The sequence below is a fragment of the Methylocystis sp. genome (assembly GCF_051061225.1).
Taxonomy (GTDB): Bacteria; Pseudomonadota; Alphaproteobacteria; order Rhizobiales; family Beijerinckiaceae; genus Methylocystis.
The window spans coordinates 26,027-38,100 of record NZ_JBPFEB010000110.1; the positions used below are offsets into that span (position 1 = coordinate 26,027).

12 protein-coding genes and 1 tRNA gene are annotated in these 12,074 nt (G+C 67.4%); 4 read left to right on the forward strand and 9 right to left on the reverse strand.

Annotated features, from left to right (window positions below):
• Positions 1–137: 137 nt before the first annotated feature.
• On the reverse strand, positions 138–1,556 hold the full coding sequence (gltX, locus tag ACR652_RS19255; RefSeq protein WP_434508091.1) for a glutamate--tRNA ligase: 1,419 nt from the start codon (positions 1,554–1,556) through the stop codon (positions 138–140).
• Positions 1,557–1,738: 182 nt separating this feature from the next.
• Between gltX and ACR652_RS19260 the strand changes: the two genes are divergently transcribed.
• Positions 1,739–1,957 carry a dodecin gene (locus ACR652_RS19260; protein ID WP_434508092.1) on the forward strand — a complete coding sequence of 73 codons (219 nt, stop codon included), beginning with the start codon at positions 1,739–1,741 and terminating at the stop codon, positions 1,955–1,957.
• A 44-nt stretch (positions 1,958–2,001) separates the two neighbouring features.
• Here the strand turns inward: ACR652_RS19260 and ACR652_RS19265 are convergent, their stop codons facing one another.
• Positions 2,002–2,379 carry a hypothetical protein gene (locus ACR652_RS19265; protein ID WP_434508093.1) on the reverse strand — a complete coding sequence of 126 codons (378 nt, stop codon included), beginning with the start codon at positions 2,377–2,379 and terminating at the stop codon, positions 2,002–2,004.
• A gap of 234 nt (positions 2,380–2,613) precedes the next feature.
• Here ACR652_RS19265 and rplS point away from each other — a divergent pair, with 234 nt between their 5' ends.
• A complete protein-coding gene (gene rplS / locus ACR652_RS19270; RefSeq protein ID WP_434508094.1) occupies positions 2,614–2,994 on the forward strand; it encodes a 50S ribosomal protein L19 in 381 nt (126 codons plus the stop codon).
• Between the two features lie 62 nt (positions 2,995–3,056).
• Here the strand turns inward: rplS and ACR652_RS19275 are convergent, their stop codons facing one another.
• The 3 genes from ACR652_RS19275 to ACR652_RS19285 all read right to left on the reverse strand — a co-directional run bounded on the left by ACR652_RS19275 (position 3,057) and on the right by ACR652_RS19285 (position 4,744).
• Complete coding sequence (locus ACR652_RS19275; protein ID WP_434508095.1) at positions 3,057–3,251, reverse strand: hypothetical protein; 195 nt, start codon at positions 3,249–3,251, stop codon at positions 3,057–3,059.
• 75 nt (positions 3,252–3,326) lie between these two features.
• Positions 3,327–3,737 (reverse strand): VOC family protein, encoded by a 411-nt coding sequence (locus tag ACR652_RS19280; RefSeq protein ID WP_434508096.1) that lies wholly within the window; start codon positions 3,735–3,737, stop codon positions 3,327–3,329.
• A complete protein-coding gene (locus ACR652_RS19285; RefSeq protein WP_434508097.1) occupies positions 3,734–4,744 on the reverse strand; it encodes a small ribosomal subunit Rsm22 family protein in 1,011 nt (336 codons plus the stop codon). The genes ACR652_RS19280 and ACR652_RS19285 overlap by 4 nt, the downstream gene beginning before the upstream one ends.
• Before the next feature lie 107 nt (positions 4,745–4,851).
• Between ACR652_RS19285 and leuC the strand changes: the two genes are divergently transcribed.
• Positions 4,852–6,261, forward strand: coding sequence for a 3-isopropylmalate dehydratase large subunit (gene leuC, locus ACR652_RS19290; RefSeq protein WP_434508098.1), 1,410 nt, complete (start codon positions 4,852–4,854; stop codon positions 6,259–6,261).
• A 101-nt stretch (positions 6,262–6,362) separates the two neighbouring features.
• On the opposite strand, the gene ACR652_RS19295 is transcribed toward leuC, so the two are convergent.
• From ACR652_RS19295 to ACR652_RS19310, 4 genes are all read right to left on the reverse strand, one after another.
• A complete protein-coding gene (locus ACR652_RS19295; protein ID WP_434508099.1) occupies positions 6,363–8,654 on the reverse strand; it encodes a putative bifunctional diguanylate cyclase/phosphodiesterase in 2,292 nt (763 codons plus the stop codon).
• Positions 8,655–8,691: 37 nt separating this feature from the next.
• Entirely contained in the window at positions 8,692–9,606 is a 915-nt protein-coding gene (locus ACR652_RS19300) for a crotonase/enoyl-CoA hydratase family protein (RefSeq protein ID WP_434508100.1), read from the reverse strand.
• Between the two features lie 111 nt (positions 9,607–9,717).
• Entirely contained in the window at positions 9,718–11,049 is a 1,332-nt protein-coding gene (locus ACR652_RS19305) for a multicopper oxidase family protein (RefSeq protein ID WP_434508101.1), read from the reverse strand.
• Between the two features lie 105 nt (positions 11,050–11,154).
• Positions 11,155–11,757, reverse strand: a complete 603-nt coding sequence (locus tag ACR652_RS19310; protein WP_434508102.1) for an MliC family protein — start codon at positions 11,755–11,757, stop codon at positions 11,155–11,157.
• Positions 11,758–11,928: 171 nt separating this feature from the next.
• Here ACR652_RS19310 and ACR652_RS19315 point away from each other — a divergent pair.
• Positions 11,929–12,013, forward strand: a tRNA-Leu gene (locus ACR652_RS19315).
• Positions 12,014–12,074 lie beyond the last annotated feature (61 nt).

Sequence of the window (12,074 nt, forward strand, 5' to 3'; positions counted from 1 at the left end):
TGCAAAAAAGCTATATCAACCGTCGGGGCTGTCAAGCTTTACGCGGCGACGGACGCCGACGGTCGCGCCCACAATGGGTTCGCATACGCTCCCTCTCCCTGCCCCGCGGGGAGAGGGAGTCCCATTAAGCGCGCCTGTCAGGCGCTCTGGTCGGCGATACGGGCGAGGCTCTCCTCGCGCCCGAGAATTTCGAGCACGTCGAAAATCCCCGGCGAGGTGGAGCGGCCGGTGAGCGCGGCGCGCAACGGCTGGGCGAGATCGCCGAGCTTGACGCCAAGCTCCACAGAAAGATCGCGCACGACCCCTTCGGTGGAGGCGGCCGTCCAGTCGGACAGCGCGGCGAGCTTGGGGCCGAGCGCGGCAAGCCGCGCTTTCGCCTCCGGCGAGAGAAGCTTCTGCGCCTTGTCGTCGAGCGGCAGGGGCCGCTGCGCGAACAGAAAGCCGGCGCCGTCGACCAGTTCGTTCAGCGTCTTCGCGCGCGCCTTCAGCCCGGAGAGCGCCGCGCGCAGTTGCGCGCGCTTGCGATCGTCGAGCGCCTGCGCCACCGCCTGGCCGCCTTCGAGATAGGGCAGCGTGTCGACGAGACTCTCGAACAGCTCATCGTCGGGCGTGTCGCGCAGATAATGCCCGTTCATGTTTTCGAGCTTGGCGAAGTCGAATCGCGCCGGCGAGCGATGCACCTGCGCGAGATCGAAGGATTCGATCATCTCCGGCAGGGTGAAGAATTCCTTGTCGCCCTGGCTCCAGCCCAGCCGCACCAGATAATTGCGCAGCGCCGCCGGCAGATGGCCCATGGCGCGATAGGCGTCGACGCCGAGCGCGCCGTGACGCTTGGAGAGCTTGGCGCCGTCCGGCCCGTGGATCAGCGGAATATGGGCGAAGGCCGGGGTCTCCCAGCCCATGGCTTCATAGATCTGCTTCTGGCGCGCGGCGTTGGTCAGATGGTCGTCGCCGCGGATGATCTGCGTGACGCCCATATCGTGGTCGTCGACGACGACCGCGAGCATGTAGGTGGGCGTGCCGTCGGAGCGCAGCAGCACGAAATCATCGATGTCCTTATTGGGGAAGACGACGCGGCCCTGCACGGCGTCCTCGATCACCGTCTCGCCCTCCAGCGGGGCCTTCAGGCGGATCACGAAGGGCGCGCCGGCGGGCGCCTCGGACGGATCGCGATCGCGCCAGCGGCCGTCGTAGCGCGGCGGGCGCTTCTCGGCGCGCGCCAGCTCGCGCATCTCCTCCAGCTCCTGCGCCGTGGCGTAGCAGCGATAGGCCTTGCCCTTCGCCAGCAGCTCCTCCGCCACCTCGCGGTGACGCGGGGCGCGGGAGAACTGGTAGACAATGTCGCCGTCCCAATTCAGGCCGAGCCATTTCATGCCGTCGATGATGGCGTCGATGGCGGCCTGCGTGGAGCGTTCGCGGTCGGTGTCCTCGATGCGCAGCATCATCCGCCCGCCATGGAGCCTGGCGTAGAGCCAATTGAACAGCGCGGTGCGCGCCCCGCCAATATGCAGGAAGCCGGTGGGCGACGGCGCGAAGCGGGTGACGACATCGGACATGGGCGGAAGAGAATCCTCAGGACTGCGGGAGCGCCCCTCTAACACGTGGGCCGCGTGGGGGGAATAAGGTCGACCGGCGGCGGAACACAAGACGCGAAGGTCTCTCACGCACGGCGGCGCCATGCGCGCGCCGCGCGCCGCTCTACTTCTTGAGGGCGCACAGCGTTCAGCAGGAGCCTTTCATGGAGCATACAGTCTATAAGGTTGTCGAACTCGTCGGCGCCTCTCCCGACAGCATCGAGGACGCCATCACCGCCGCCATTCAGCGCGCGGGGCTCAGCCTGCGTCATCTCCAATGGTTCGAGGTGATGCAGATCCGCGGCCGCATCGACAAGGGCAATGTCGAGAAATATCAGGTGACGCTCAAGGTCGGCTTCGCGCACGATCTGGAGCATGAATAGAAGGCGCCGGGGGCGCGCAGCCGCGCGCCTCCGCCGCCGTCGCGTCAATGCCGGCGGCTCTTGCCGTCCCCGCCCAGATTCGTCCAGAAGCGGGCGCCGGCGGCGAGGATGTCCTGTGTGTCCGTCATCACCCGGCGCGCGTCCTCCGCGGCCATTTCCATATGTTTCATGGTCCAGTTCTGGAAAAGGCTGGCTGTTTCGGTCAAAGACCGGGCGGAGGTGAGTCGCGAGGCGAGATCCGCCGCCATGGACGCCTCGTTCTGCATCCGGTCCAGCCACTTCCGATTGGAGTGCTGCAGCTTGTTCCAGAACTCCGACTGCGCGCCCGCCACGTCCTCCATCCGCTGACGGCCCTCGGCCATGAACTCGGACGCCATCGCTCCCGTGCGATCTCCCTGGCGCTCCTCCTGCTGCTGGGTCATTTTATGTTCCCTCTGCTAGAGTTGTGTTATGGCCAGCCGCCCCGGCAAGGCTATATAGGTCGCATGTTCGCGACAGGCGTCCCCCGGCGCGCGGACTTCTTTCGCGCCGGAAGGGCTGGCGCGCACTCGACAAAGGCCGCCGTCTCCTGTATGGGGAGCAGCCTCAACTAAAACAGCGTTCCGAAACGCTCGTCGGCCATAAGGCTACAGACGAAACGGCAGGAGTTTTGACCCATGAACATCATCGAGCAGCTCGAGGCCGAACAGGCCGCCCGGCTCATCGAAGGCAAGACCATCCCGGACTTCCGTCCCGGCGACACGGTGATCGTGAACGTCAAGGTGAAGGAAGGCGAGCGCTCCCGCGTGCAGGCCTATGAAGGCGTGGTGATCGCCCGCAACGGCGGCGGCCTCAACGAGAGCTTCACCGTCCGCAAGATTTCCTATGGCGAGGGCGTCGAGCGCGTCTTCCCGATCCATGGCCCGCTGATCGACTCGATCAAGCTGGTCCGCCGCGGCAAGGTCCGCCGCGCCAAGCTCTATTATCTGCGCGATCGCCGCGGCAAGTCGGCCCGTATCGCCGAGCGCGTGGATCACAAGGCCAAGACCGCGGGCTGAGACGCGCCGCGCTGACAACGGATTGCACCGCCCGGCGCCGAGAGGCGCCGGGCGGTTTTGTTTCAATACCCGCCGCTTCCGACCAGCGGATGAATGCCGCCCAGGTCGTCACGGCTCTTGCCATGAGATGGCGCGCGGATCTGCTTTCCCGCCGCGGAGGCCTTGGAGACGGAGGGTCGACCGGCGCCGGCCTTCGACGCAGCGGACGCCGGCATGGCGACGGCGCAAAGCAAGATCACGGACAGGACGTAGCGCATGGGTTGCTCCCATGGGTGAGGTCTAGGGGCCAATGCGTGGATCATCCGCCTTCGTCGGGCGCGCGTCTACAGCCCCTACTTGTCAAGCTGCCCGTTGAGAATCCACCGATGCCCGAAGGGATCGCGCAGGCTGGCGTAGCGCGTGCCCCAGAAGGAGTTCGTCGGCTGGGTCTCGATCTTGGCGCCGAGCTTGGCGGCGCGCGAGCAGACGTCGTCGACTTCCGTGGCCGAGTCATATTCGAGGCTGATCGAGACCGTCGCGCTGTCGCCCGGCATGGGCACGCGGGTCTGGCCGAATTCGGGGAAGAAATCCGCCAGCATCACCGAGCCGCCATTGATGCTCAATTCACAATGCGCGATGCGCAGACCATCCACCGATGGCATCAGCGCGCGCTGCTTGGCGCTGAAGGCGCCCGTGTAAAAGGCGATCGCCGCGGCGGCCGGGCTGACGGTCAGATAGGGCGCAACCCTCGGGCGCTGGTTCATCCATCTTCCTCCGGAAGGACGACGATGGCGTCGCCCCAGTCTTTTTTGCGGTATCTTTCATAGCGGGCCTTGTCCCGCTTGGGCAGGGAAATTTCGCGTAAACCCGCGCTTTCGCAAAGCTTCAGCGTCACGCCAGCCTTGCCGTGGCGCGCCGGCGCGAGGATGCGGCCCGAGGGCGCGAGCCCGGTGCGGGCCGCCACGAGATAGGAGAATTTCTCATCCTCATAGGGCGCCTCGGCCCCTTTCAGCTCCTTGTGCGCCCGCGAGCGCGGCAGGCGCGCGGAGAAATGACACCAGTCGGGCGCCGCGAGCGGGCAGGGCCGCCCGTGCGGGCAGGGCGCGAGAATCGCCGCGCCGCGCCCGATCAGCCGGTCGCGCAGGCGCATCAGCCGGGCGTAATCGCGCGGCGTGCCCGGTTCGATGATCGCCAGCGCGCCCCCCGTTCGCGCCCATAATGCGTCGGCCACACGGTCGAGATCGGCGTCGCCGAGTTCGGTCAGCGCATAGGCGACCGTCACCAGATCGCGCGGTTCGGCCTCGCCGCCGAGCCGGGTCATGTCGCCCGCCAGAATGCGCGCGCCCGCGACCGGCCCCACGGCGCTCGCGCCGGCCAGCGTCGCCGCGAGCGCCAGAAAGGCCGGGCTGCGGTCGACCATGTCCACGCTCTGGAGATCGGGCCACAGCAAGGCGGCGGCGTAGGCGGCGGCGCCGAGGCCGCAGCCGACGTCGAGAAGGCTTATCGGCGCGAAATCGGGCTGCTCGGCCGCGAGCCGCCCCAGCGCCGACACGACCGCGGCGTAAGTCGCCGGCATGCGCGTCAACGCATAGGCGAGGGCGTCGGTCTCGTCGCGGATGGCCTGGGCGGTGGGCTTGCGGGCGCGGTAGCTCTCAGAGAGCCGCCGCGCGCTTTCGGCCAGCGCCTTGCGCGGCCGATGCTCCAGCTGGGCTGTGATGGCCGCCGCGAGGCCGGAGGGCAGGGCCAAGGCGGGGCGCGAACTCTCTTCCATGGCGCTTGCGTTACGGTTAGAAGAACCGCAATTCAAGGGGCAACGACCCTCTCCCCGCTCTACCGGGAGAGGGACATTGGGCCGCGACGGCGGCAAGAGGGAAGACCATGGCAGAATCGACCGGGCCGCGCACGCTTTACGACAAGATCTGGGACGACCATGTGGTCGACCGCCAGGACGACGGCGCCTGCCTGCTCTACATCGACCGCCATCTCGTCCACGAGGTGACCAGCCCGCAGGCCTTCGAGGGTCTGCGCATGTCCGGCCGCAAGGTCCGCGCGCCGGGCAAGACGCTCGCCGTGGTCGACCACAACGTGCCGACGACCGACCGCTCGCTGCCGATCGAAGACCCGGAGAGCAAGGCGCAGGTCGAGCAGCTTGCGGCCAACGCCCGCGAGTTCGGCGTGGAATATTACAATGAGCACGACCGCCGTCAGGGCGTGGTGCATATCGTCGGTCCGGAGCAGGGCTTCACCCTGCCGGGCATGACCATCGTCTGCGGCGACAGCCACACCTCGACGCATGGCGCCTTCGGCTCGCTGGCGCATGGCATCGGCACGTCGGAGGTCGAGCATGTGCTCGCCACGCAGACGCTGATCCAGAAGAAGGCGAAGAACATGCTGGTGCAGGTCGACGGCAAGCTCGCCGACGCTGCCACCGCCAAGGACATCATCCTCGCCATCATCGGCGAAATCGGCACGGCCGGCGGCACCGGCTATGTGATCGAATATGCCGGCGAAGCCATCCGCGATCTGTCGATGGAAGGCCGCATGACGGTCTGCAACATGTCGATCGAAGCGGGCGCCCGCGCCGGCCTCATCGCGCCGGACGAGAAGACCTTCGCCTATCTGAAGGACCGCCCCAAGGGTCCGAAGGGCGAGGCCTTCGACATGGCGCGCAAATATTGGGAGACCCTCTTCACCGACGAGGGCGCCCATTTCGATAAGGTCGTGAAGATCGACGCGAGCAAGCTGGCGCCGACCGTCACCTGGGGAACGTCCCCCGAGGACGTCGTCGCCATCGACGCAACCGTGCCGACGCCCGAGTCCGCCAAGAGCCCGCAGAAGCGCGCGGCCATCGAGCGCGCGCTGGCCTATATGGGGCTCAAGGGCGGCGAGAAGGTCACCGACATCGAGATCGACCGCGTCTTCATCGGCTCCTGCACCAACGGCCGCATCGAGGATTTGCGCGCCGCCGCCAAGGTGGTGGAGGGCAAGAAAGTCCATCAGCGCGTCAACGCCATGGTCGTGCCGGGCTCGGGCCTCGTGAAGGCGCAGGCCGAGGCCGAGGGTCTCGACAGGATCTTCACCGACGCCGGGTTCGAGTGGCGCGAGCCGGGCTGCTCCATGTGCCTTGCGATGAATCCCGATCGTCTGGCGCCGGGCGAACGTTGCGCCTCGACGTCGAACCGCAATTTCGAGGGCCGTCAGGGCTTCAAGGGCCGCACGCATCTCGTCTCTCCCGCCATGGCGGCGGCGGCGGCCATCGCGGGGCGTTTCGTCGATATTCGCAAGTGACGTGAGTCGGGATCGCTGCATTGAAAAAGGGGCCGCGCGGCCCCTTTTTTGCGTCTGCGCCATATGCGGCCCAGCCGGTTTCGACTTCGGCGGGAAGCGCTCTACGCGACGTTCTCCAGCCGCGGCGCGTCCGCCCAATTGTCCAGATAGGGCGCCAGCTCCTCGATCGGCCGGGGCTTGCTGTAGAGATAACCCTGTATGAGGAAGATGTTTCTGCTGGCCATGAGCGAGAGCTGCGCATGGGTCTCCACGCCCTCGGCGACGAGATCAAGCCCGAGGTCGCGGGCGAGCGTCGAAATGGCGCCGATGATCGCCTGCGTCTTCGCCGACTCATTGGCCTGAAGCGAGAACGCCCGGTCGATCTTCACCTTGTTCACCGGGAAGCGGTTGAGATAGCTCAGGCTGCTGTAGCCCGTGCCGAAGTCATCGAGCGCCAGACGCACGCCCAGCGCGGCGATCCCGGAGAGCTTCGCTTCCAGATCGGCGCTGTGCGAAAGGAAGGCGCTTTCGGTGATTTCGAGTTCGAGGCGATCCGACGGCAGGCCGGTTTCGCGCAGAGCCACCTCGATGAGCGCCAGAAGGTCGGGCTGCTGAAATTGCAGCGGCGCCAGATTGACCGCGACGCGGACATGCGCGGGCCAGTCTCTCGCATCGATGCAGGCGCGGCGCAGAACCCACGCGCCGATCTCGATGATCAGACCGCTATCCTCCGCGACCGGGATGAACACGGCCGGCGAGACCAGTCCGCGTTGCGGATGGCGCCAGCGCAGCAGCGCCTCCATCGCGACGATCGCGCCGCGCCGCGAATCGACGATCGGCTGATAGTGAATCAGCAGCTCGTCCCTGGCGACGGCCTGGCGCAAGTCCTCCTCGATCTCGCGCCGCTTCGCCATCGCCTCCTGCATCTGCGGGACATAGGAGGCGACGCCGCCGCGCGCGCGCGCCTTCGCGTCGTAGAGCGCCAGATCGCTGCATTTGAGAAGCGCGCTTGGCGTGTCGGCGTCCGCCGGCGCGACCGCGACGCCGATGCTGGCGCCAACGGTGACGCGATGACCTTCAAGGAAGAAGGGCCGCCGCAGTTCCGCCAGAACACGCTCCGCCATGGCGGCTGTCTCCGGCGCGCCGGGCGCGGCGCGAATCAGCACGCAATATTCGTCGCCGCCGAGCCGCGCGACGAGATTGGGCGCCGGCGCGCAGAGGCCGAGCCGCTCGCCCACCTGCGTCAGCAATTGATCGCCGATGACGTGGCCGAGCGTGTCGTTGACCTCCTTGAAGCGGTCGAGATCGATGGCGAGCAGCGCGGCCTGAAGCCCCTCGCGCTTGAGACGTTCGAGATCTTCCGCCAGCGTCTGCTGGAACTGATAGCGATTCGGCAGTCCGGTCAGCTCATCGAAATGCGCGATGCGTTCGATTTCGCGACGGGCGTTCTCCTTCTCGGTGACATCCTCCACCACGGTGATGAAGGCCCCGTCCACCGCGCGTTCGCAGTGGAAATCAAAGAAGCGGGCGCCGATCTGGTAGGTGAAGGCGTTGGCGCGCGACATGGCGGCGTGTTCCGTCCAGTTGGCGGCGAAGCGCGTCGCCTCGTCGTCCGCCATGCCGCCGCTCCGCCCGATGGCGTGAGCGAGCGCCTCGAGCCGGATCGGCGTCGCGGCGGCGACAATGCCGAAGAATTCGACGATGCGGCGGTTCATCACCGAAATCGTGAGCGTCGAATCACCCATGCAGAGGCCGTGGGTCATGGAGTTCAGCGCAATGCTGAACTTCCGCCGCTGACGCATTGCGTCGGCGCCGTTGCGCAACGCCGATTCGAGATGGCCGTGCAGGAATTCGGTCGTCCGGAAGACCGACAGCGCGCCGAAGAACAGAAAGGCGGAGACGCCCCAGTACCAGGGCGGGAAATTCACGAGCAGCAGCGCCGCCAGCGGCATGCAGGCCCCCATGACCTGCCAGAAAACGATATTGGGCCGGGCGGCGTTGCGGCTGGCGAGATTGCCGACGACGCCGGTCATGATGATCACGCCATAATAGCTGATCATCTCGCCGTGGTGGAAGTTGAAGAGGATCGCGACGCAAACGCCGAGCAGGGTCATGGAGACAATCGCGCCGGCCGCATAGCGGCGCTCCCATGCGCCCGCGTCCGCGCGGCGATTCCGGATCGGCGTGCGCTGATGCGCCCACAGGACGCGCAGCCGGTAGAGGCCCGCGAGCGACAGGATGACGACGAGCAGGAAGTAATGCGCGTTTCCTGTCGACAGCCAGGCGATGACCGGAACCAGAACGCCCGACAGAATGCCGGTGACGAGCGTGTGCGTCGTGTCGAACAGCGTCTCGACGAGGTCGGCGTAGATTTCCGCGTCAGGTGGGGTCTGGGGCGTTCTGGAGAGCTTCATCTGGGGCTGTCTGGGCCGGCGCTGATCCGCCCGCAGATTAAACTCCGTCTTCCTGCTTCGAGGCTTTCTCCGCCTGCCGGATCAGTCGTTGCTGGGCGCGGACGAGCCGCTCCATGTGACGCAGGTCGCGTTCCTCGACGCGCGCGGATGTCTCGGCCCAGAGGTCGGTGATGCGGAGAAGCTCCTCATGGGTGATCGGGTAGCTTCGGCGGCGCGCCTCGGCGAGCGCCCGCCGCCGCCGCCATTTCGCGTCGCCGGCGTCCCGCATCCAGTCGAGGGCGGCGGCCCGCGCCCCGCCCGCCGGGGCGAGCTGATCGACGACCCCGAATTCGAACATCTGGCGGCCGGTGTAGGTTTCCCCGCTGCTGATGATGCGCTCGGTCAGCGCGGGGCCGATGCGGCGCGTCAGCAAGGTGACGGCGCCCATGCCGGGAAAGGTGTTGAACGCCACTTCGGGCAGGCCGAACAGCGCGTCCTCCTCCGCGAGAATGAAATCGAAGGCGAGCGCGGCCTCCATGGCGCCGCCGAGGCACTGGCCGTGCACGGCGCAGACCGTGACGATCGGCAGATCGAGGCTTTGCGAATAGCTGTAGACGAGATCGACGCAGGCGTGCGCATAGGCCAGCAGCGTCTTGACGTCGCGCCCGCGAATGGCCGTCGCGAACGTCGCCAGATCGCCGCCCAGTGAAAACACGCCCGGCCGCCGCGCCGCCATGACCAGATAGCGAAAGGGAAGGTCGCGCATGCGGCCGGACCGCCACAGGGCGCGCAACGAGTCGCGCAATTGCAGCAGTTCGAGCAGCATGGGCAAGGTGTAGCACTGCGGCGCGTCGGCGCGGTAAGTCATCCAGACCGAGGCCGTCTCGGCGTGGCGCGCAATCTCCAGGGTCTCAAACCGCCAATCGGGAAAGTCCGCGGGATCTTTCGGGCCGAGAGGGACGATGTCGGCCATCTTGCCAATGCTCCTGTTGCCACGACGGCGTGATCTTGGCCGTAGTGCGTAACAGGCGGCTGCGCGGGGCGCAATCCATCTAAAATCATACAGTTGCGGCGGGCGCTTAGGTCAGTCGACGGCGAACCAGGCGGCGAGTCCGGCGGCCTCGTGCTCCAGAATGTCGTCATGAATCGCCCATTTGCCCGGCGCGTCGGCGACGAAGGCGACATGCTTGGTCTTGCCGGCCGGGATGATGACGCCATTGCGCCAGTAGGGCTCCCAGCCGTCGTCGAGATCATGCAGCAGACGCATGGCGTGGCCATGCGCATGCATGGCGAGCGGAACCTTGCTCTTGTTGACGTAGCCGAGCGTGACGGGCGTTCCCCGCTTCACCCGGAACAGCGGCGGCCCCTCATAGGCTTTGCTCTGTGCGCCGTTGATCGTCCAGCCGCCCGGCCCGACGTCGATGACGAGATCGACCTTCTTCGAGTTGTTCAGCTTGATTTCGGGCGGGAGCGCGGGGTTTTGCGGCAGGGAGTAAATCAGGCCCCGGCGCTCTTTTTTCGCGCCTTTCGAAGTCGCGACGAGCAGTTCGCTTTCGGCGCCGTTGGCGCCGCGCATGACGACGCGCGCCTTATCGCCTTCCTTCGCCGGCATGTCGAAGATGAGCTCGAAACGCGCGCCGGGCGCGACCGGAATGCTGCGCCGCACGGGCTCGAAGGCGTCGCAGGGCTGGCTGTCGATCGCCGTCACGAAAGGCTGCGCGCCGTCGAAGGTGAGAATCATGATGCGGGCGTTGGCCAGATTGGCGAGGCGCAGCCGGACGCGCGCGTTCGCGGCGAAGTCCTGCGTCGCGGGCGCCGCCCGGCCGTTGACGGCGAGCAGCGCGCCGATGCGCCCGGCGCCCCGCGCCTCCTCGTCGGCGTTGAACCCGCCCTCGATCCTGCCCTGCGCGTCGAGGCGCCAGTCGTCGAGGACGAGCAGAAGGTCGTGGTCGACGGGCAGGGGCTCCGGCTCGTCGACGATGAGCAGGCCCTTGAGGCCACGGCCCATCAGCTCGGGCGTCTTCCCGAAAACGCTCGGCCGGTAGCAGAAGAGGCCGGGCTCCGGGAGCGGGCGCCGGTACTCGAAGGAGGCGCCCGGCGCGACGGCGGGCTGAGTCAGGGGCGCGACGCCGTCCATGGCGTTCTCGCCGCGCATCCCATGCCAGTGGATGGAGGCGGGAAGGTCCAGCCGGTTGACCAGCCGCACGTCGAGCTGCTCTCCCTGCGTGTAGCGCAGCACTGGGCCGGGCGTGACGCCGTCGAAGCCGAGAATGTCGGTCTCGCCGTTCGGCCCGATGGCGGCCTTTCCGGCGCGCGCCTCGATGATCCGCGGTCCCGCGGGGCTGGCGCCACGCGCCGGAAGCGCGAGAACAGTGGCGGCGACGCCGGTCAGAAAGGCGCGGCGGGTGGCGGGCATGGGCAAAATCCATAAAGGCGCGGCGGCACGCAGCTATGGCGCAGGGCCGGGCAGGGGGCAAGCGGGCGCCGCCGCGCTCTCTTCATATTGCGGAAGCGGGCCGCTTCAGCCGCCCTGTTCGATCCGGCAGGTCAGCGACGGTCTGCCCGGCAGGTCGAGCGTGGCCTGGTCGCCCTTGTTCCAGAACTGCGCCTCGCCGGTTCCGAACGGCCCCGTATAGCGCGCGCCGGAGGCGGCGACAGCCTGCGTGAGCACCGCGGTCTTGTCGCGCCAGGCGAGGAAGGCGAAGGCGGGGGCGCTGTTGACGAAAGTGACCGAGACCAGCGCGTCCAGGCCGGGGCAGTCCCCCACGAAGGGGCCAAGGCTGATTCCCTCCGCGTCCTTCGCCCGCGCGCCGGAGTAGCCTTGCCGGAGGTGGAAGATATGGTCGATCAGCGTCCGCTGAAGGCAGGGCTTCGCGTCGCGGCAGGCCGCGAGCGTCTTGCGAAAGCTCGCCTCGCTCTGGAGAAGGTCCTTCTTCCCGGCGGCCTGCGCGCCGGCCGCCGCGAGGTCCGCGAGCCGGGCGGATTCCCTGTCCAGCGCCGAAAGCGTTGCGTCTTCACAAATGAATTTGACCGGGGCTCGGGAAGACGCCGCACAGTCCGCCGGCGCCGCCACGGCGACGGTGGGGCAGAGCAGGAGCATGGCGAAGGCTGCGCAGCGAAACATGGGCCTGTCTCCGGGCGATCTGGCGGCGTGGGACTCTAGCGGAGCCGGGCTGAATCGTCCCCTCGCGCGCGCCTTTATTTTTTTCGAGCATCCCGCCGCGACCATGTTATAGAGCGGCGCCCGCGCTCGCGGGCGATAGGTTTCGCGGCGGGTCCGTATGGGGCCGCTCTCGCGGGCGTGGCGGAACTGGTAGACGCGCCGGATTTAGGTTCCGGTGACGAAAGTCGTGGGGGTTCGACTCCCTCCGCCCGCACCAAAGGCCGCAGTTTCGCGGAAATTGACGAAATAACCGCCCGTGCGCGCGCCGGCGGCTTTGA